Here is a 19426-nt window from a genome sequence, read left to right as displayed (position 1 = left end):
GACCAACGGCCTCCAACACCGGTGCCAGCGGCCCACCGCCATCTCACTGCTTGCGCGACACCACGCGCCGGTGATCGGGTGACGGGCCGAAGTTCAGCAATAGTCCGTGTTCATAGGGTGTCCCTCGGAGGTAGCCGAGCAGCTGGAGTCGGTGGGTGTCGAGCAGGCGCGGGAGGCGTTTGCACTCGACAACTACCTGCTGGTTCACCACGAGATCCATGCGCATGGTGGTGAGCAGGCGTCCGCGGTAGTGCACCTCAACCGGCACCTCGCGCTCGGCGGGCACGCCATGGTCCTCCAGCCAGATGGCGATGGCTTTGGAGCAATGCGGCTCGGGCAGTCGGTTATTGAAATGCCGATAGACGTCGAAGAACGCGGCCAGAATGACCCTGGTGGTTTCAGCGAGCTCCATGGTGCCAAGTGTGCTGGCATCGTGTCAGTTGCTTGTCACCTGCTTCGGCGAGACTGGTGTTAGGGGCTGGCTTGGGTTGGAACTGCATAACGAGGACTGCTCCGATTGGGCGGACGGGGCGTCCAAACGAGGACTGGCTCCGGCATGGGCGGGCGGCGTACTGCTGCCGAGAGGTTGTTCATTCTTTTGATTTTTGATCTCGCGGAGGTGGGGAGTGTGTGTCGCCCACACCGTCACAGTCCTCGTCTGGACGCCCTGTCCGACTCCACGGAGCAGTCCTCGTCATGCGGTTCAGCGATCCAGCCCTTGCTCTGGTGCCAGTGGCCGACACCGTAGGAACTGCCTTACGAGGACTGCTCCGATTGGGCGGACGGGGCGTCCAAACGAGGACTGGTTCCGGCATGGGCGGGCGGCGTACTGCTGCCGAGAGGTTGTTCATTCTTTTGATTTTTGATCTCGCGGAGGTGGGGAGTGTGTGTCGCCCTCACCGTCGCAGTCCTCGTATGGACGACCTCTCCGACTCCACGGGCCAGTCCTCGTCCCAGTCCTCGTCATGCAGTTCAGCGGTGCCAGCCCTTGCTCTGGTGCCAGTGGCCGACACCGTAGGAACTGCCTTACGAGGACTGCTCCGATTGGGCGGACAGGGCGTCCAAACGAGGACTGGCTCCGGCATAGGCGGGCGGCGTACTGCTGCCGAGAGGTTGTTCATTTTTTTGATTTTTGATCTCGCGGAGGTGGGGAGTGTGTGTCGCCCGCACCGTCACAGTCCTCGTCATGCAGTTCAGCGGTGCCAGCCTACGAGCCCGGGCCAATGAGAGGCCGAGCACGTCAGCTCAAACCGGTAGACTTTCCCCATCACTGGCCATAGCATCGGAGTGCGCCGGTCACCCGACCGCGGCGCTGCCCTCCGGCCCCACTGCTCCGATGCTTGCTCCTGCCCCACGCGCCGCGGCCCTCGCCGTCGCTGCCCTCGCCTCGCTGGCCCAGCCCGCCACGGCCCAGCAGACCCCGGCCGACCTCATTGTCACCAACGCCCGGGTCTATACCGTCGACGACAGCCGCCCCCTCGTGGAGGCGTTCGCCGTGCGCAACGGGCGCATTGTCTTTACCGGCTCGGCGCGCGAAGCGGCGTCCCTCAAGGGCGCCAACACCAAGGTGGTGGACGCCGGCGGGCGCACGATCATTCCGGGCATGGTGGACGGACACGCCCACTTCAACAACCTCGCCAAAAAGCTGCGCAGCGTAGACCTCGTAGGCACCAGGAGCTACGACGAGGTCATTGCCCGCGTGGTGGAGCGCGCCAAAACCACCCCCAAGGGGCAGTGGATCATTGGGCGCGGCTGGGACCAGAACGCCTGGGGGAGCACCGCCTTCCCCACACACGACGCACTCACCGCCGCGCTCCCCGACCACCCGGTGCTGCTGGAACGCATTGACGGACACGCGCAGCTGGCCAACATGGCGGCCATGAAGGTGGCCGGGCTCACGGCCGCCACGAAGGAGCCGAGCGGCGGCAAGATCGTACGCGATGCCAAGGGCGTGCCCACTGGCGTACTGGTGGACAACGCCGAAGGCATTGTGAGCAGCAAGGTGCCCACCCCCTCCATTCAAGAGTGGCGCGCCATGCACAAGGACGCCGTGAAGCTCATGCACCGCTGGGGGCTGGTGGGCATGCACGACGCCGGCGCGTCGCGCGAAATGATTGAGCTCTACGAGGACATGGCCAAGCAGAAAGAGCTCGACCTGCGCCTCTACATCATGATCTCCGACAACGCGGCCGCCCTCACGCACTACTTCGGCATGGGCCCACGCTCGGCGCTCTACGACGGGCAAGTGTGGGTGCGCGCCGTGAAGCTGTACGCCGACGGCGCCATGGGCTCGCGCGGTGCCGCACTGCTGGAGCCCTACAGCGACGACGCCAACAACACCGGCCTGCTGCTCTCGGCGCCGGCGCACATTCAAGAAGTGGCCGAAGCCGGGCTCAAGGCGGGCTTCCAGATCAACACGCACGCCATTGGCGATCGTGGCAACCGCGTGGTGCTCGACGCGTACGAAAAGGCGTTGGACAAGACGCCGATGGCGAACCATCGCTTCCGCGTGGAGCACGCCCAGATTCTGCATCAGGACGACATCCCGCGCTTCGCGCAGCTGGGCGTCATTCCCAGCATGCAGGCCAGCCACCAGACGAGCGACATGTACTGGATTGGCAAGCGGCTGGGGCCCACTCGGCTCTACGGCGCCTACGCGTGGCAGTCGCTGCTGCAGACGGGGGTGGTGATTCCCAACGGTTCGGATTTCCCGGTGGAAGAGGTGAACCCGCTCATCTCGTTCCACGCCAGCATTGCCCGGCAGGACGCGCGCGACTGGCCCATGGGGGGCTGGTTTCCCGCCGAACGCATGTCGCGCGAAGACGCGCTACGCAGCATGACGCTGTGGCCGGCGTACGCGGGCTTTCAGGAGCAGGAGATGGGGAGCATTACGCCGGGGAAGTACGCGGACTTCGTGATTCTCGATCAGGACATCATGAAGGTGCCGGCGGAGATGGTGCTGCGCACCTCCGTGCTGGCGACTTACCTGGGCGGGCGATTGGTGTACGCCAAGTAATACTCATTACTCAAAACTCGCACTCACAGCTCAAAGCTCAAGCCGTGAGCTGTGAGTTTGAGTATTGAGATGCCAGCCACGCGTGTCCCGACCGCCCCCTCAGAGACGCGCAGCGGGGTGATGATCGGCTCGGGGCTGACACCGCCTCTCCCTGTGGCTCGTTGCACAAAGCGCCCGGCAGATGCCGGGCGCTTTGTTTACGCGGGGCACCAGTTGGTTAGGCGCGACGACGGCGGGCGGCGGCGGCCAGGCCGAGGATACCGGCGGCCATGAGGGCGACCGTGGAGGGCTCTGGCACGGTGGTGGTGTTCACCATGATGCTGGCCATCGCGATACGATTGCCGTCACGCAGTCCCAATGCTCCATCTTTTTCGTACGCCGCGAGACGGAAAGAATAGGCACCCACCGCGTTCGGATCGAACGTGGGGTAGTTGGGATCATCGATCACGAAAGGGATGTCGATGATGGGGTCGAGGAAATCCATGCCGAGGTTCCACGAGCCCTGCGACGGGTTGGGGAGCGCAAACGAACCAACGGTGCGCACCCACCCGAGGCCACCGTTACTGGCGGCGGGATTGAAATCGTAGAAGAGTCGGTAATTGTAGTTCCGCGCGTTCGTGCCACCGATGTACCAGTTGAAATTCCAACGGGCATACGGATCGGCGGGGCTGGGCGGATTGTTGTCGATGCCCGCCAGGGCGGTATAGGTGCCGTTGCCGTCGTTCGTGAGCGGCGGATTGCTGAAGCGCTGCGACGCGCCCAGCACGAGCGTGAGACCCAACTGCTGGCACTGCGTGACCTGCACCGGATTGTTGGGAATGCCACTGCCGCCAAAGGTGGCGGCGGGGAACCCGGTGAAGGAGGTCGTGCAGGCGGACTGAGCCGTGAGTGGGGTGGCGACACCGGCCATCAGCAAGGCCAGAGCAGGAACGAGCGATCGTTTCATTGCGGGGGAGTTGGGGGGGACTGAGAGATACCCGCGCGTATATAAAGTATTGTTCATATATGAGCAATGTTTCATGTAGCACATGAGGCCGCCTCAACCCAAGACTCGAAACCCTGACTCACCAATCGGAACTGATCAGTTCCGGGTTGTGCGTTCGGGTTTTGCGTTTGGAGTCTGAGCGCTGAGTTCTCAGTCCCGCGGGTCACGGCCAGCCCACGAGGGGCCGGACCCGCCGCCGCGCGTCTCTGAGGGGGCGACGCCGGCGCGCCAGCGCTCGGCCGTCCCCGAAGCAACGCGCGAAGGGGGTGTCCGGCCCCTCGCGGGCGGTTCCGCAAGCACACGCGCGACTGCATACTCGGGCATGCGAATCGTCTCCCTCCTGCCCGCCGCCACGGAGATTGTGGCCCTGCTGGGCGCTACGGATCATCTCGTGGGCATTACCCACGAGTGCGACTACCCCGATGTGGTGGGGTCGCGGGCGCGGGTTACCAAGAGCGCCATTCCCGACACCCACGACCCGGCTGCGATTGATGCGGCGGTGCGTGAGCACAACCATCAGGGCATCGCGCTCTTCACGCTCGACGAGAAGCGCATTACCGCACTGCACCCCACGGTGATTCTCACGCAGGCGCTGTGCGATGTGTGCGCCGTGAGTGAGACCGATGTGCGGGCACTGGCCGCGAAGATCACGCCGGCGCCGGTAGTCGTGACGCTCAAGGGCGAAACACTCGACGGCATTTACGGCGATATCCAGGCCGTCGCCGATGCGGTGGACATGCGCGACGAAGCCGATGAACTGCTGGCCGGATTGCGGGACCGCGTAAAGCATGTGCATCTCACGCTCAAGGGCGCGCAGGCCCCGCGTCCGCGCGTGGCGCTGGTGGAGTGGACCGACCCACTGTACGTCGCGGGGCACTGGGGCCCGGAGCAGATCGCGCGCGCCGGCGGCCTCGATGTGCTGGGCGTGGCGGGCACACACTCGTCGCCCATCGACATGGACGCCCTGCGCGCGGGCGATCCGGACATCGTACTCTTTGCGCCCTGCGGCTATTCGCTCGCAGCGGCGACTGCGGAAGCGAAGCGCTGCCTCACGTTGCCGGAGTGGAGCTGGATGGCCGGCAAACAAGTGTGGGCGCTCGACGCGAACGGCCTCACGTCACGACCGGGACCGCGCGTGGTTGACGGCATAGAAGCGATGGCGTCGATCTTTGCGCCGACGCTGTTCTCGCCAGTAGAGACACACCACGCGGTGAAAGTTGAGAGTTGAGATCTGAGATCTGAGCGTTGCGAGTTGCGATGGAAACGGCGTTATGGGTTATGGGTTATCGGGTTACCGAGTAACGGCGGAGACTGCGGCCAGCGGCATCCGTGAGGGGTACAGACGTGCGGAGGCACCTACTCGGACCTCTCATCGTCATAGGTATCTCGACACTCTCACATTCGATATCCATCGCACCTCGCGACTCGCAACGCTCTGACCTCGTCGTCCGACCTCTCCGGTCGGAACGTCTGGCGTCTCCTACCCCACCCACATTTTGACGGCCATGATCACCATCAGCACCGCGAACGCCTTGCGCAGCAGGTCGCCGTCGATGTTGGTGGCGATCCAGCTGCCGCCGAATGCGCCTACGGCCATGCCGAGGGCGATGAGGAGGGCGTATTTGGGATCGAGGTGGCCGGCCTTGTAGTACGTCCAGGCGCCCACGGCGGCGCCGAGGGGGAGGACGAGCGCGGCGAGTGACGTGCCCGCGGCCTGCTGCGGGGACATCTTGGCGAGGTAGACCAGCGCCGGCACGATGATGATGCCGCCGCCGATGCCGAAGACGCCCGACAGGATGCCGGCGCCGAGTCCGATGGCGAGAAGCAGGAGGGTCATGCCTTGAGAATAGCACCTATATTTGCTGCATGCTTTCCGAATCCTCCATCGCCTTTCTCAAGCGCCTGCTCGATACGCCCGGTCCGTCGGGCTTCGAAGGCGCGCCGGCGCGCGTCTGGCGCACCGAAGCGGCCACCTTTGCGGCGCATATCAGTGCCGACGTGGTTGGTAACTCTCTGGCTACCGTCGAAGGCGACGGCACGGGCCCCACGATTCTGCTGGCCGGTCACATCGACGAGATCGGCATCATCATCACGCATATCGACGACAACGGCTACATCTACTTCGAGCCGATTGGCGGCTGGGACCCGCAGGTGCTGGTGGCGCAGCGCATCCGCTTTCTGGGGCGCAATGGCGACGTGCTGGGGGTAATTGGCAAGAAGCCCATTCACCTCATGAAGCCGGACGAGCGCGAGAAGGCCTCGAAGATCACTGATCTGTGGGTGGACATCGGGGTGAAGAACAAGGCGGAAGCGTTGGAGCATCTCGAGGTAGGCGACGCGGGGGTCATTGATTCGCGTACGCTGGAGATGCCGAACGGCCGCATTGTCTCGCGCAGCATCGACGATCGCATAGGGGCGTTCGTGGTGCTGGAGGCGCTGCGCCGATACGCGGCCAAGCCCGGCGCGGCACGGGTTGTGGCCGCGGCCACGGCCCAGGAAGAGATTGGCTACAGCGGCGGCGGCGCGCGCGTGGCGGCGCAGTCGCTCGACGCCACGATGGCCATTGCCGTGGACGTGACCTTCGCCACCGATCACCCCGGTATGAAGAAGGAAGAGATCGGCGAGCACACCATGGGCGGCGGCCCCGTGCTCACCCGCGGGTCCGTGGTGTCGCCGGTGGTGTATCGCCTGCTCGCCGATACCGCCAAGGCGCTGGAGATCCCCTATAGCATTCACGCCGCGGGGCGCTTCACCAGTACCGACGCCGACGCCATGCACCTGGCGCGCAACGGCGTGGCCACGGCCCTGGTGAGCATCCCCAACCGCTACATGCACTCGCCCAACGAGATGGTGTCGCTGGAAGACCTCGACCGCGCGGCGGAACTCATTGCCGAGACGTGCAGACGCGTGACCGCAGCGACGGACTTTACGGCGCGATAGACAGGCAGCGGGTAGCGGGCATCGGGCATCAGACTTCTGAGTTGAGAATCAGAGGTGTGATGCCCGAATGTGCGATGGATATCGAATGTGAGAGGCCCGATGAAAGCGAGTTGAGAGGTCCGAGTAGTTGCCTCCGCACGGATGTGCCCCCCACGGACGCCGCTGGAACAGCGGTCGTCCCCGCCGTTACCAGAAGCCCGTGTGGGGCACTCCCCGAGAGGATGAAGTGCTCGGACCGCTCATTGTCGTGGTTATCTCGACCCTCTCACAGTCGATATCCATCGCAATCTCGATCGTCGCCCATCTGACTTCTGATTCTGACATCGCAAGCTGGCCCCACAAGCGATGCCGGCCCTCAGCCCCGCAAGCGGAAGGCCGCCTGCGCTACTTCCGGGTCCGCGTCGTTCACCAGTTGGTCCACATACGGCATGACGGCGTTGCCGCGGGCTTTCACCAGCGCTTCGAGGGCGGCAATGCGGAGCCAGGCTTCGCGGGGTTTGTCGGGAGCTTCGCCGGCCTGACTTTGCTGGGCCATGGTGATGCGCAGCAGACGCTGAATGGCGTCGGCGCTGCCCAGTTTGCCGAGTGAGGCGAGCATTTCGAGGGCCACGTCCTCGTCGGTTTCCTTTTCGAGGGCCATGGCCAGACGGGCGGCGGGGGGGCGCATCCCACCGGCGGCGGTGGGCGCGAGGCCGTAGCTCACGGCGGCCATGCGGCGCACTTCGGCGTTGGGATCGTCCACACCGGCGTGCAGCCCGTGCAGCGCCTTGGCCGTGCCCAGCCGCACCAGCGCGCGCGCGGCAGCCACCCGAATGCGTTCGTCCTCGTGCTGCAGCAGGGGGAGCATGGCGCTGTCGGACTGCTCCACCCCCATTTCCCCCAGCAGCGCCACGGCGTTGCGCACCACGTACCACCGCGAGTCGCGCACCAGCTCAAAGAGCACGGTGCCGCCAAGGTCGAGGGCAACCACACTGTCGAAATAGGCGCGACGCGAGGCCGCATCATTGGCGTTCATGAGCTGCTTGACCAGCACATCCACCGCCGTTTCACCGGCGCGTGAGAGCAGCTCCAACAGCAGCGTGCGATCGGGGAGCAGCGGAATGCGCGACGCGAGCAGGTCGAGGCTGCTGCGGTGCTGCAGACGGCGAAACACCCGCTCCACCGCCAGCCGTCCGGGGCCGGTACTCACGGTGTGCTGATGGGTCACGGTGGCCACGGCGATCCCCTCCAGCACCCGGGCATCACCGCGGAACTCGGCGGTGTCCAGCACCTCCAGCAGCGCATCGGCCGCCTTGCTGGCGGTGAGGTCGTCGTGCGCGTTGGCGAAGCGCGCAAAGGCTGTCACCGCCTGGTGCAGCAGTCCGTCACGCTCTGACGCGTCGCTGAAGGCGCTCTCGTCAGACGCCTCGGAGAACGCCGGATTTCCCGCCGCCGGCGTTTCGAGCCGACTGGTCATGAGCTCGGCGGGCGCCACCTGCACACTCCACGACCGCAGCAGTTCGCGCGACGGCTGATGATCGCTGAGCGCACTGAGCGACGTGGGCGTCTCGTTGGTGGCCACCGGGGTGCCCGCGGTACGCGGCTGCGAAAGCAGCGAGGCCAGCGTGAGCAGTTCGCCGGGGGCGGCGCCCTGTCGCACGGTAATACTCCCAATTCCCAGTGAGAGGCAGCGGAAGAGCAGCGTGCCCAGCAGGGGGTCATCGCGCGTAAGGCCACGATCCACGGGGTCTGCACCCAGCACGAACTGCCCCTCCACCACCTTGCAGATCATGGCGCTATCGCGAATGCGAGAGGTGAACTGCCGCAGTGCGTCACGCACGGCCACCGCGACCGCCGGGTCGTTGAGGGCGCCGGGGGTGCTCACTCCCAGGGTGGCCATGCGATCCACCAGCAGCGCCAGCGAGCGCAGGGTGCCGCGCGCGGCGCGCCCGTCGGGGATCGCCGCCTGCACACCGGAGACGGCGGGAGACGACGAGGGGGTAGAGCGACGGTAACCGAGGGGGGGCATCGTGGTAAGATAACTGCAGCTCGCGGATTGCCACTCGCGTTGAGCGACTGTCCCCTTTTCCCTCGTCCGTATGGAATCCCGTTTTACCACCACCACCCCGGTCCCGCTCTTTTTGCGCGAGGATGGCCCGCCACAGGGCGATCCGCTGCTGCTGCTGCACGGTGGGCCGGGGGCGCACCACGACTACCTGTATCCGCAGATGCTGGCGCTGGCGGAGCGGCATCGCGTGATCACGTACGATCAGCGCGGCGGCGGACAGTCGAAAACGGGAGACAGCGCGCCTATCACGTGGCAGACGCAGGTGGCGGATCTCGCGCAGGTGATCCGTGAGTGCGGGCTGGTGCCCCCCGCCATGATGGGGCCCACGCTGGTGGGGTACTCGTGGGGCGCGCTGCTCGCGATGCTGTACGCCGTGCAGTGCACGGTGGACCCCTCGCTGGTGGCACCGGCGCGGCTGGTGCTGGTGTCACCGGCGCCCATTACCCGGGGGTGGCGCGACGAGTTTGAGGCGGCGCTGGCCGAACGGGGACGAAGCGACGCCATCATGGCGTTGCGCGAGGCACTGCAGGCATCGGGGCTGCGGGAGTCGGACCCGACGGCGTATCGGCAGCGGGCCTTTGAGTTGAGTGTGGCCGGCTATTTCGCCAATCCGTCGCGGGCCGTCTCGCTGACGCCGTTCCGGGTCACTGGCAAAGTGCAGCAGGCGGTGTGGCAGTCGCTGGGGGATTTCGATCTCACCGAGTCGCTGCGTGCCGTGCATGTGCCTACGCTCGTCCTCCATGGAAGGCAGGACCCCATCCCGTTGGCGTCGGCGCAGGCGGCAGCGGAGGCGTTGGACGGGGAGCTGGTGGTGTTCGACGATTGCGGGCATGTGCCCTACATCGAGAGCCCGGCCCCGCTCTTCGACGCCATTGAACGGTTTCTTGATCGCCGCCCGTAACAACCGCACGCACTCATGGTTCCTTTCGGCCCCGTTACCCTGACGCCACTCTCAACCATCACGGTGGATGGGCGCGATGTGCGCGTCACGCTGCACACGGCGCACGATGGCATTGAGTTTGTGGGGCGACTGTTCTTTGCCGAAAGCGGATGGAGCAACAGCGGCATTCCCGACCGCGCCAATTTCCCCGGCCGATCCATTGATGACGTGCTGGGACTGGTAAGAGATCTGCAACCGGAGGAGCTGGCGCAGCGCTACCGCCGCGCCAACGCCGAAAAGCGTCGTTACCACGGGCTGCGGCAGATCACGCTCGAAGTGCTGGCCAAAGTGCGCTACATGAACCAGGTGGGCGTGAGCATGCGCACAGGACTGCTCGACGCCGAAGCGGCGCACCAGGAAATGGAACTGACGGAAGCGCAAATGCTGGAACTGGTCGTGCAAATGAAGCACCTGGCGGGGGTCGAGAACTAGGCGTGCATCCTCGACGGCGGCATTGGTGGTTGGCCGCGTCGAAACGGCATCACGAAGACCGCTCCGTAGGCCGGCTTGGGTTGAACCGCAACTGCCTTACGAGGACTGCTCCGGTTGGGCGGACGGGGCGTCCAGACGAGGACTGGCTCCGGCATGACTCCAGCGGCGTACCGCTTCGGCGAGGTGATTCATTTTTGGGATTTTGGATCGTGAGGAGGTGGAGAGTCTTGGTCGCCTTCACCGTCACAGTCCTCGTTTGGACGCCCTGTCCAATTGCACGGGGTAGTCCTCGTCATGCAGTTGATCGGTGCCAATCCATGCACCGGTGCGAGTCGCGAGCTGGAGTGGAACTGCCTTACGAGGACTGCTCCGTTTGAGCGGACAGGGCGTTCAAACGAGGACTGGCTCCGGCATGATTCCAGCGGCGTACCGCTTCGGCGAGGTGATTCATTTTTGGGATTTTGGATCGTGAGGAGGTGGAGAGTCTTGGTCGCCTTCACCGTCACAGTCCTCGTTTGGACGCCCTGTCCAATTGCACGGGGCAGTCCTCGTCATGCAGTTGATCGGTGCCAATCCATGCACCGGTGGGAGTCGCGAGCTGGAGTGGAACTGCCTTACGAGGACTGTTCCGATGGGGCGGACAGGGCGTCCAGACGAGGACTGGCGCCGGCATGATTCCAGCGGCGTACCGCTTCGGCGAGGTGATTCATTTTTGGGATTTTGGATCGTGAGGAGGTGGAGAGTCTTGGTCGCCTTCACCGTCACAGTCCTTGTTTGGACGCCCTGTCCAGCTACACGGGCCAGTCCTCGTAAAGCTGTTGCTGTTTGCCAGCCGCGACACTGGTCCATGTGGCTGACCTCGACACGAGTGGTTGCGCTCCCAGATGTGCGTGGCTTCAGGTAGATTTGGGACATGGATTGCCGCTCCGCTGGTCACGCGTTGAATCAGATTGCCGTGCTTCTCGAGTTGCACGGCGAAGACACGTTTACCGTGAAGGCCATGCAGTTGGCGGCGCGGTCTACGGCGGCGCTGGGTGAGCGCGAATTGCCGGAGGCGCTGCGGCGGGAGCTGGCCGGGCCCGATGCCCTCGCGCCGGCGGCGCTGGAGGTGCTGCGTGACCTCGCCGAGAGCAACAGCTCGTCGCTGCTGGAGCGCTTGCAGGAGGAGACTCCGGAAGGGCTCATGGAGATGCTGCGGGTGCCGGGGTTGGGCCCGGCGCGCATTCGCTCCATTCACGACAATCTGCACATTGATTCGCTGCAGGAGCTCGAGCAGGCGGCGCAGGACGGCCGGTTGGCGGCGCTCCCCAAGTTCGGGGCGCGTACGGCCGACAAGGTGCTCAAGGGGTTGGCCGATTTGCGGGCCACGGGCGCGTATGTGCTCTGGCAGCATGCGCGCGCGGAAGCCGAGCGTGTGGCCGATGCGCTGCGCGACCATGCCGATGTGCTGGAGCTCGCCATTGCCGGCAGTATTCGTCGCCGCATGGAGATTGTGCGCGACGTGGATATCGTGGCGGCGGTGCGCGGGTCCCCCAGCATTGTGGCGGCGTCGCTGGCGCAGCTGCGTGGCGTGAAGGAAGTGTTTGGCGGCGGCGGACGTTCGCTGGCGTTGCGGCTCGACAATGGTGTGCGGGTAGACCTGGCCTGTGTGCGGCCCGAACAGTTTGCGCTGGCGCTCTGGCGCGCGACCGGGAGCATGGCGCACGTAAAGCAGGTCACCGAGCGCGCCGCCACGTTGGGCTTTACGCTCACCAACGACGAACTGCGCGACGCCGATGGTGCGGTGGTGAGCATTGCCACCGAACAGGCGCTGTACGAACAGCTGAACATGAGCTACGTGCCCCCCGAGCAGCGCGAGGCAGCGGGTGAAGTGGAGGCGGCGGCGCGTGGGGCCCTGCCCCTGCTGGTGCAGGAGCACGATTTGCGCGGGGCGTTGCACTGTCATTCGCAGTACAGCGACGGGGCGGCCACCATTGAGCAGATGTCGCGCGCCGCGTATGCGCGCGGTCTGCGCTATCTGGGGGTGAGCGATCACTCGCAGTCCAACACTTACGCCGGCGGTCTGTCGCGCGATCGTATTCTGGAGCAGCACGCCGAAATCGATGCACTGAACGCGTCGTTCGCCGCTGAAGGGTTGGCATTCCGAGTGCTCAAGGGGATCGAGGCCGACATTCTCCCCTGCGGGCGCGTGGACTACGACGCGGCGTTTCTCGATCACTTTGATTTCGTGATCGGGTCGGTGCACACGCGCTACGGCATGAACGCGGAGCAGATGACCAACCGCGTACTCAAGGCGCTCGACGATCCGCATCTCACCATTTTGGGACACCCCACGGGGCGGCTGCTGCTCACGCGTGAGCCGTACGCCATCAACCTCGAGCCTATTATGGAGAAGGCGGCGCAGGTGGGGGTGGCGATTGAGCTCAACGCCGACCCGCATCGACTCGACATTGATTGGCGCGCCTGCCGCATTGCCGCCGAAAAGGGCGCGATGGTAAGCATCGGTCCCGACGCCCATTCGCCGCAGGGGTTCGACAACCTCGAACTCGGCGTGGCCGTTGCGCGCAAAGGCTGGCTCTCGGCGACAAACGTGCTCAATACCCGGTCTGCCGAAGAGGTCATGGCCTTTGCGGCGGCGCGGCGCAGTGGTGCCGGTGTGACGTCGTTGAGCCCGGCGCGACTGCGGGTGGTGTAGAGGGCGGTGGCCAGCTGGTTTGTGCCTGACAGCGGGTTTGTGCCTGACAGCTGGGTTGTGCCTGACAGCTGGGTTGTGCCTGATGGGTGGAGGTGGGGAGGATATGAGGTGGGGAGGACCACATAATCTTTTGCGGTTTTTCTCCTCAGCTCCTCAGCTCTTCACCTCCATCGTTCCGGCACTTCGGACTCTGACTTACAAGCAATGGCCCGTGCATCAAACAGCAGTCCCCGTCAGCCGCTCAGCGTGAAGAAGCCGGCCAAGGCGGCGACGAAGTCGAAGGGGCCGAGCAAGGCGGCGCCGGTGGTGCCAAAGACACGCAAGACGTCAAAGACGTACGGCCTCAAGCCGTCGCAGCGGGCGGCGCCGGTGGCGAAGAGCCCGCGCACCAAGGCGGACAAAAAGCAGGTGGCGGCGGTGGTGCTGGAGCGGCTCAAGGCCGAGTATCCCGATGCGCACTGCGAGCTCGATCACACCAATGCCTTTGAGCTGTTGTGCGCCACCATTCTGTCGGCGCAGTGCACCGACGTCCGGGTGAACATGGTGACCCCGGCATTGTTTGCTGCGTACCCCACGGCGGAGGCGCTGAGTGTGGCGCCCATTGAGCATGTGGAGGCGCTGGTGCGCACCACCGGGTTCTTCCGGGCCAAGGCCAAGAGCCTGGTGGGGATGGCCAACCGGCTGGTGGACAAGCACTGCGGGGAGGTGCCGCGGACCATCGCCGAGCTGGTGCCGTTGCCGGGGGTGGGGCGGAAGACGGCCAACGTGATTCTGGGGAACGCCTTTGACATCAACGAAGGCGTGGTGGTGGACACCCACGTGCAGCGGCTGTCTCGGCGGCTTGGGCTGACCCGTGAGCCCGACCCCATTGGGATTGAGAAAGAGCTGATGCCGCTTTTTCCGCAGCAGGACTGGGCGCTACTGAGCCATTTGCTGATCTGGCACGGCCGCCGGACCTGTTTTGCCCGCAAGCCGGAGTGCGGGCGGTGCGTGGTGCACGATGTCTGCCCGAGCGCCGGGGTGGCGGAGTAGCCCCTGGGATCAGTTAAAGAAAGGTATCCCTGATGGTGGAATGGAGGATTTTGGTACACCACCGGTGGGGAAATTGGTAGATCTTCACATTTCTAAAGATGCATTTTACTTCATGGTATGATTTCTGCTCTCAGGAAATGGTATGAGAACAGATACTGGTTTGCTCATGAATACCGAGAGGAATGCGATGCTGCGCCTTTGGGACGCTCCATTTATTGATCAGGACGTGTCGGTGCGTGAAGTGGGGGTAAATCCGGACCTTGTCCGGGCCGCAAACGTGGCGTTCGCGGGAGCGCTCATGGTGCTCACACTGCCCGTGTTGCTGCTGGCCATGCTGGCCGTGCGTCTCACGTCACGTGGGCCGGTGATTTACCGGCAGGTGCGGGTTGGGCTGGACCGGCGCACGCGAGGCAACCAGTCGGAATGCCGTCGTGGTGAGAACATAGGTGGCCGTCCCTTCACGATTTACAAGCTGCGCACGATGGTCGTGGACGCGGAACAGGGGACCGGCGCGGTGTGGGCCACCTCGAACGATCCGCGCATCACACCGGTCGGGTCGTTCCTGCGGGCGACCCGTATTGATGAGCTGCCGCAGCTGTGGAACGTGCTGCGCGGGGACATGAACCTGGTGGGTCCGCGCCCGGAGCGCCCGAGCATCGTGATGATGCTCAAGGACGAGGTGGACGGGTACACCCTGCGCCACCGCGTGCGCCCCGGCATTACCGGGCTGGCCCAGGTGTCGCAGGCATACGACAGCAATGTGGACGACGTGCGTCGGAAAGTGAGTTTTGACCTCACCTATCTCAACCAGCGGGCCCTGAGCACGGACATCAAGATCCTGGCCCGCACAGTCCCGGTCATCCTCAAGCGGTTCGGGGCGAACTGAGATCTGAAATCTGAGATCTGAAATCGAGCCCGCCGGCGCCCAGCGCCGGCGGGTTCGGTCGTTTGGGGTCTGAGATCTGAGACCGCCGAGGCGGGAATAAGAGGTGAGAGCGTTGAGACTATCGAGGTGCGATGGATATCGAGGGTGAGAGGCCAGATGAAAGCGATCTGAGAGGTGCGAGTGCTTGCGTCCGCCCGGGGAGGTGCGAGTGCTTGCGTCCGCCCCGGGGAGGCGCGAAGCGCCCCCCCCGGACGCCGCCGGCACGGCGGCCGTCCCCGCAGTTACCCCAAGCCAGTGGGGGGCACACACGGGCGGAGGCAACTACTCGGACCTCTCATCGTCGTAGTTATCTCGCCTCTCACACTCGATATCCATCGCACCTCGAGAGTCTCAACGCTCTCACCTCGGATTCTCATCTCGGCAGTCGCGCGTCTCCCCCCCCAAAGTTTACTTTTCGGGAACCTCTAACCGAGATATCCCGTGGCCAAGTTGGCAACTTTTGAGACGAACAAGGGCACCATTGTCGCCGAGCTGTTTGCCGGCGAGGCGCCCATTACGGTTGAGAACTTTGAGAAGCTGGCCAATAGCGGCTTCTATGATGGCATCAAGTTTCACCGCGTGATTGCCGACTTTGTGGTGCAGGGAGGCTGCCCGCACACCAAGGATGGCAAGGGTCCGGTGGGTACGGGCGGCCCGGGGTGGCGCATCAAGTGCGAAACCGCTGGCAATCCGCACAAGCACAAGGTGGGCGCGCTCTCCATGGCGCACGCCGGCAAGGACACGGGCGGCAGCCAGTTCTTCATGGTGCTCAGCGAGTCCAACACCCGCCACCTCAATGGCGTGCACACCGTGTTCGGCCAGATCACGTCGGGACTGGACCTGTTGCCGTCCATCGCACAGAATGATCACATGGTATCGGTCCGCGTGGCCGACGCCGAGTAAGCAGTCGCGGACCATCACTCCCCAGGCGAACCCACCATGGCTGGTCATCAGCACGACACCAATCCCGACATCGGCCCGGCCTTTACCGGGCTGATTGTTGGCGCGATCGTCATTGGCGCAATCCTGTACGGCATTGTGCTCTGGACCAACGCGCGCTTCGCAGAGCACCACAAGGCGGAAAAGAAGGCCTCCATCTCGGTCGTGGCCCCCACGGTCGTCTGAGCTCCTTCTGTTGGAACGACCCTTCGGGGTCAACACGGGTCCGGCCGATGCCGGACCCGTTGTCTTTTGTATCCAGTTTTGTTTCATTTAAAGTATGACTGACCAGCCAGTCAGTACCGAAACGCTCACGCGCCGGCGGGATCCGGAGGCGCGCCCCCAGCAGATCCTCGACGCCGCCTTCCATGAATTCGGGGAGCGCGGGCTCGCCGGCGCTCGCCTCGACGACATCGCCAAGCGCGCCGGTGTGGCCAAGGGCACCATCTACCTCTACTTCCCCAACAAGGAAGCGCTGTTTCGGGAGATGGTGCACAGCACCATCGTGACCGCCATTGCCACCGGTGAAGCGCAACGCGACGAGTGGGGCCCCAACGACTCCGCCGAATCGCTGCTGCGACTCCTGGGGACCGCGTGGTGGGAGTTCCTGCGCACCGAGCGCGTCATGACGCTGCATCGACTGGTCATGGCCGAACTCAAGCAGTTTCCGGATCTCGTGGCGTTCTACGCCAACGAAGTCATTGCCCGCGGGCGCCGACTGGTCTCGGCCATCATCGCGCGCGGCGTGGAGCGCGGCGAGTTCCGCCCGGTAGATGCCACCATTGCCGCCCGCATGTACTCGGCCATCTGGATGTCGCACGCCACCTGGGCCGCCAATCGCGACCTGCACCCTGCCCTGGGGACCGACTACCAGGTGCTCGAGCAAATGCTCGATTTCTATCTGCATTCCCTGAAACCAACGGCCAGCTGATGCGGCATCGTCTTCTTGCACCCATTGCTGCGGCGGCAGCGCTCGCGGGTCTCTCCACTCCCTTGCACGCGCAGACTCGCCTCTCGCTCGGCGATGCCGCACGCCTCGCCAGCAAACAGAGTGGCGCGGTGGACGTGGCCAAGGCACGCATTGCACAGGCCAACGCCCGTGTGACGCAGCGACGCGGCGCGCTCTACCCCGATCTGGCGGCCGCGGTGCAGCAAGCCGAACGCACCCTCAATTCGGCAACATTCGGATTCTCGTTTGCCAATCCGGTCACGGGACAGCCTCTGCTGCGCCCCGACGGCGAACTGCTTGGTCCGGTGCCCACCATCGACCTGCGCTACCGCGTGCAGGCGCCGCTCATCGACCTCGGCAAGTATCAGCTGTGGCGGGCGTCGCAGGGGGCAGCGGGAGCCGCAGGCGCGGAGCTGGAGGCGCAGGCCGAAGGGGCCGCAGCAGTGGCAGCGGCCACCTATGTGCGCGCGGCGCGGGCGGAGGCGCAGCTCAGCGCCCGAAGGGCCGACAGTGCCCTCGCGGCCGATCTGGTGCGCATTGCGCAGGATCAGTTGCAGGCCGGGGTAGGCATCGCGCTCGATGTCACGCGCGCGCAATCACAGCTGTCGAGTGTTCGCGCCCAGATCATTCAGGCGCGCAACGAACGCGATCGCACCATGCTGGAGTTGCGTCGCGTGACCGGCATGCCCAGTGATGGGCCACTTGAGCTGGCTGACTCTCTGGCCGCACTCCCCTTTGAGCCTTCGCTCCCCTCGGAGCGCGACGCACTCACCGCGGCCATGGACGCGCGCCCCGATGTGCGGGCGCTCAAGGCACAGGAAAGCGCCCAGCAGCAGGCCGCGAAGGCCATTCGCTGGGAACGTACACCACAGCTGTCGGCGGTGGTGGAGCACGGGGTGATTGGGCGCAACTACGAGCGGTTGCTCCCCACGTATTCGTGGGGTGTGCAGCTGTCGGTCGGGATTTTTGATGGCTTCCGCCGTGAGTCGCGACTGGAAGAACAGTTGGCGGTGGCACGCGAGACCGATGCGCGTCTCAAGGATTTGCGCGCGCAGGGGACGCTCGAGGTGCGTACGGCGCTGCTCGATCTCGCGTCGGCCGGTGAACAGGTGGACGCGGTGCGCGAACGACTGCAGTTGGCAGAACAGGAAGTGTCGCAGGCGCAGGAGCGATTCCGCGCCGGCGTGGCCGGCAACGGCGATGTGATTGCGGCACTGCTGTCGCTCAATCAGGCGCGCACGCTCCGCAACGATGCGCTGGCCACGTACCAGGGCGCCCGGGTTGCGCTGGCGAAAGCGATGGGGCAAGTCCGCCGGATACCGTGAGGCTGTTGACTCACGACTCATTACTCGAACCCAGAACCCGGAACTGATCAGTTTCGAGTCTTGGGTTTGGGTTGCAAAAGCGGCAACTGATCACTTTTGAGTTTTCAGTTGGAGTTTTGAGTTTTCAGTTGGAGTTTTGAGTTTTCAGTTTCTACTAACGCATATATGAATATCAGGCTGATCGTGTTGGGGGCGGTGGTGGTTGGTGTTGGTGGGTGGGGGTATACCAAGTGGTCGTATGGTCGGACGCATGAATCCACCGACAACGCGCAGGTTGAGGGGCACATTGTGCCCATCGTGGCCAAGGTGGGTGGTTATGTGCAGTCGGTGAAGGTCGACGAGAATGCCACGGTCGCACCCAACGCCGAACTCGTGCGGCTCGATGATCGGGAGTATGCGGTGAAGCTGGCGCAGGCCGACGCGGATCTGGCGGCAGCGCGCGCAACGGCTGGCGGACGCGGGGTTGATGGGCAGGCAGCGACCATGGTGCGCACCGCATCGAGTCAGCGCGACGTTGGGTCGGCGCAGGTGGCAGCAGCACAAGCGCAGCTCACCAAGGCGCAGAGTGACTTGGCGCGCGCCAAGGAACTGGCGGCCAAGCAGATCATCAGTCTCGCGCAGCTGGATGCGGCGCAGGCCATGGCCACGGCCGCCGAGGCGCAATTGGAGGCGATGTCGCGTCAGGTGTCGGCAGCCACGAGTGGCATTGCCAACGCGGAAGCGGGTGTGCGGTTGGCGCAGGCGCGGTTGGCGGCGGCCGAGGCGGCGCGAGAGAATGCGGCGCTGCAGCTGTCGTACACCAGCATCACCACGCCGCTGTCGGGCACCGTGTCACGCAAGCAGGTGGAAGTGGGGCAGCTGGTGCAGGCCGGCCAGACGCTCATGAGCATTGTGGCCGACTCGGGGGTGTACGTCACGGCCAACGTGAAGGAAACGCAGCTGGCGCGTGTACGGGCCGGGCAGAAGGTGGAGCTGGAAGTGGATGCTTACGCGGGCGCCACGGTGGAAGGCGTGGTGGAGAGCATTGCGTCGGCCACCGGCGCCAAGTTCGCGCTGCTACCGCCGGATAACGCCACCGGCAATTTCACCAAGGTGGTACAGCGGGTGCCGGTGCGCATTCGCATTACCAAGGCGCTGGACAAGGACCGCCCGTTGCGCCCCGGCATGTCGGTGCTGGCCAACATCATCGTGCAATAAGCGG

At 64.8% G+C, this 19426-nt stretch carries 17 protein-coding genes; 13 read left to right on the top strand and 4 right to left on the bottom strand.

The window, feature by feature from the left end; genetic code table 11:
* Positions 1-43: 43 nt before the first annotated feature.
* Complete coding sequence (locus GEMMAAP_RS03445) at positions 44-412, bottom strand: GxxExxY protein (RefSeq protein WP_053334308.1); 369 nt, start codon at positions 410-412, stop codon at positions 44-46.
* Between the two features lie 924 nt (positions 413-1336).
* Between GEMMAAP_RS03445 and GEMMAAP_RS03440 the strand changes: the two genes are divergently transcribed.
* Positions 1337-3016, top strand: coding sequence for an amidohydrolase (locus GEMMAAP_RS03440; RefSeq protein ID WP_026850228.1), 1680 nt, complete (start codon positions 1337-1339; stop codon positions 3014-3016).
* Between the two features lie 217 nt (positions 3017-3233).
* Here GEMMAAP_RS03440 and GEMMAAP_RS03435 read toward each other — a convergent pair whose 3' ends face one another.
* Positions 3234-3962: a PEP-CTERM sorting domain-containing protein gene (locus GEMMAAP_RS03435; RefSeq protein WP_158514713.1), complete on the bottom strand. Its 729-nt coding sequence runs from the start codon at positions 3960-3962 to the stop codon at positions 3234-3236.
* 361 nt (positions 3963-4323) lie between these two features.
* On the opposite strand from GEMMAAP_RS03435, the gene GEMMAAP_RS03430 reads away from it, so the two are divergent.
* On the top strand, positions 4324-5229 hold the full coding sequence (locus tag GEMMAAP_RS03430; RefSeq protein WP_053334309.1) for an ABC transporter substrate-binding protein: 906 nt from the start codon (positions 4324-4326) through the stop codon (positions 5227-5229).
* A 252-nt stretch (positions 5230-5481) separates the two neighbouring features.
* Here GEMMAAP_RS03430 and GEMMAAP_RS03425 read toward each other — a convergent pair whose 3' ends face one another.
* Positions 5482-5838: a sulfite exporter TauE/SafE family protein gene (locus tag GEMMAAP_RS03425; protein ID WP_026850230.1), complete on the bottom strand. Its 357-nt coding sequence runs from the start codon at positions 5836-5838 to the stop codon at positions 5482-5484.
* 29 nt (positions 5839-5867) lie between these two features.
* Between GEMMAAP_RS03425 and GEMMAAP_RS03420 the strand changes: the two genes are divergently transcribed.
* Positions 5868-6941, top strand: a complete 1074-nt coding sequence (locus tag GEMMAAP_RS03420) for a M42 family metallopeptidase (RefSeq protein WP_026850231.1) — start codon at positions 5868-5870, stop codon at positions 6939-6941.
* 355 nt (positions 6942-7296) lie between these two features.
* Here the strand turns inward: GEMMAAP_RS03420 and GEMMAAP_RS03415 are convergent, their stop codons facing one another.
* Positions 7297-8949 (bottom strand): HEAT repeat domain-containing protein, encoded by a 1653-nt coding sequence (locus GEMMAAP_RS03415; RefSeq protein WP_082821024.1) that lies wholly within the window; start codon positions 8947-8949, stop codon positions 7297-7299.
* A 70-nt stretch (positions 8950-9019) separates the two neighbouring features.
* Between GEMMAAP_RS03415 and GEMMAAP_RS03410 the strand changes: the two genes are divergently transcribed.
* The 10 genes from GEMMAAP_RS03410 to GEMMAAP_RS03365 all read left to right on the top strand — a co-directional run bounded on the left by GEMMAAP_RS03410 (position 9020) and on the right by GEMMAAP_RS03365 (position 19422).
* On the top strand, positions 9020-9889 hold the full coding sequence (locus GEMMAAP_RS03410; protein WP_026850233.1) for an alpha/beta fold hydrolase: 870 nt from the start codon (positions 9020-9022) through the stop codon (positions 9887-9889).
* A gap of 15 nt (positions 9890-9904) precedes the next feature.
* The gene (locus tag GEMMAAP_RS03405) at positions 9905-10360 is read left to right on the top strand and encodes a hypothetical protein (protein ID WP_026850234.1); all 456 of its coding nucleotides are present in this window, start codon (positions 9905-9907) and stop codon (positions 10358-10360) included.
* Between the two features lie 913 nt (positions 10361-11273).
* On the top strand, positions 11274-13055 hold the full coding sequence (locus GEMMAAP_RS03400) for a PHP domain-containing protein (protein ID WP_053334021.1): 1782 nt from the start codon (positions 11274-11276) through the stop codon (positions 13053-13055).
* A 204-nt stretch (positions 13056-13259) separates the two neighbouring features.
* The gene (nth, locus tag GEMMAAP_RS03395; protein ID WP_202969184.1) at positions 13260-14087 is read left to right on the top strand and encodes an endonuclease III; all 828 of its coding nucleotides are present in this window, start codon (positions 13260-13262) and stop codon (positions 14085-14087) included.
* 187 nt (positions 14088-14274) lie between these two features.
* Positions 14275-14973: a sugar transferase gene (locus tag GEMMAAP_RS03390; RefSeq protein ID WP_053334020.1), complete on the top strand. Its 699-nt coding sequence runs from the start codon at positions 14275-14277 to the stop codon at positions 14971-14973.
* Between the two features lie 480 nt (positions 14974-15453).
* Positions 15454-15915, top strand: a complete 462-nt coding sequence (locus GEMMAAP_RS03385; protein ID WP_026849421.1) for a peptidylprolyl isomerase — start codon at positions 15454-15456, stop codon at positions 15913-15915.
* Positions 15916-15951: 36 nt separating this feature from the next.
* Positions 15952-16137: a hypothetical protein gene (locus GEMMAAP_RS03380; RefSeq protein WP_026849420.1), complete on the top strand. Its 186-nt coding sequence runs from the start codon at positions 15952-15954 to the stop codon at positions 16135-16137.
* Between the two features lie 94 nt (positions 16138-16231).
* Entirely contained in the window at positions 16232-16882 is a 651-nt protein-coding gene (locus GEMMAAP_RS03375) for a TetR/AcrR family transcriptional regulator (protein WP_053334019.1), read from the top strand.
* Positions 16882-18225 (top strand): TolC family protein, encoded by a 1344-nt coding sequence (locus GEMMAAP_RS03370; RefSeq protein WP_026849419.1) that lies wholly within the window; start codon positions 16882-16884, stop codon positions 18223-18225. The genes GEMMAAP_RS03375 and GEMMAAP_RS03370 overlap by 1 nt, the downstream gene beginning before the upstream one ends.
* Before the next feature lie 165 nt (positions 18226-18390).
* Complete coding sequence (locus tag GEMMAAP_RS03365) at positions 18391-19422, top strand: HlyD family secretion protein (protein WP_026849418.1); 1032 nt, start codon at positions 18391-18393, stop codon at positions 19420-19422.
* Positions 19423-19426 lie beyond the last annotated feature (4 nt).

The organism is Gemmatimonas phototrophica, from assembly GCF_000695095.2.
Lineage (GTDB): Bacteria > Gemmatimonadota > Gemmatimonadetes > Gemmatimonadales > Gemmatimonadaceae > Gemmatimonas > Gemmatimonas phototrophica.
Note: the sequence above shows the minus strand (reverse complement) of the source record. Positions and strands in the feature narration are given on the sequence as shown.

Excerpts from the sequence above, each read along its gene's own strand:
- GEMMAAP_RS03445 (WP_053334308.1), bottom strand. The coding sequence starts at position 412 with ATGGAGCTCGCTGAAACCACCAGGGTCATTCTGGCCGCGTTCTTCGAC.
- GEMMAAP_RS03440 (WP_026850228.1), top strand. The coding sequence starts at position 1,337 with ATGCTTGCTCCTGCCCCACGCGCCGCGGCCCTCGCCGTCGCTGCCCTC.
- GEMMAAP_RS03435 (WP_158514713.1), bottom strand. The coding sequence starts at position 3,962 with ATGAAACGATCGCTCGTTCCTGCTCTGGCCTTGCTGATGGCCGGTGTC.
- GEMMAAP_RS03430 (WP_053334309.1), top strand. The coding sequence starts at position 4,324 with ATGCGAATCGTCTCCCTCCTGCCCGCCGCCACGGAGATTGTGGCCCTG.
- GEMMAAP_RS03425 (WP_026850230.1), bottom strand. The coding sequence starts at position 5,838 with ATGACCCTCCTGCTTCTCGCCATCGGACTCGGCGCCGGCATCCTGTCG.
- GEMMAAP_RS03420 (WP_026850231.1), top strand. The coding sequence starts at position 5,868 with ATGCTTTCCGAATCCTCCATCGCCTTTCTCAAGCGCCTGCTCGATACG.
- GEMMAAP_RS03415 (WP_082821024.1), bottom strand. The coding sequence starts at position 8,949 with ATGCCCCCCCTCGGTTACCGTCGCTCTACCCCCTCGTCGTCTCCCGCC.
- GEMMAAP_RS03410 (WP_026850233.1), top strand. The coding sequence starts at position 9,020 with ATGGAATCCCGTTTTACCACCACCACCCCGGTCCCGCTCTTTTTGCGC.
- GEMMAAP_RS03405 (WP_026850234.1), top strand. The coding sequence starts at position 9,905 with ATGGTTCCTTTCGGCCCCGTTACCCTGACGCCACTCTCAACCATCACG.
- GEMMAAP_RS03400 (WP_053334021.1), top strand. The coding sequence starts at position 11,274 with ATGGATTGCCGCTCCGCTGGTCACGCGTTGAATCAGATTGCCGTGCTT.
- nth (WP_202969184.1), top strand. The coding sequence starts at position 13,260 with ATGGCCCGTGCATCAAACAGCAGTCCCCGTCAGCCGCTCAGCGTGAAG.
- GEMMAAP_RS03390 (WP_053334020.1), top strand. The coding sequence starts at position 14,275 with ATGCTGCGCCTTTGGGACGCTCCATTTATTGATCAGGACGTGTCGGTG.
- GEMMAAP_RS03380 (WP_026849420.1), top strand. The coding sequence starts at position 15,952 with ATGGCTGGTCATCAGCACGACACCAATCCCGACATCGGCCCGGCCTTT.
- GEMMAAP_RS03375 (WP_053334019.1), top strand. The coding sequence starts at position 16,232 with ATGACTGACCAGCCAGTCAGTACCGAAACGCTCACGCGCCGGCGGGAT.
- GEMMAAP_RS03370 (WP_026849419.1), top strand. The coding sequence starts at position 16,882 with ATGCGGCATCGTCTTCTTGCACCCATTGCTGCGGCGGCAGCGCTCGCG.
- GEMMAAP_RS03365 (WP_026849418.1), top strand. The coding sequence starts at position 18,391 with ATGAATATCAGGCTGATCGTGTTGGGGGCGGTGGTGGTTGGTGTTGGT.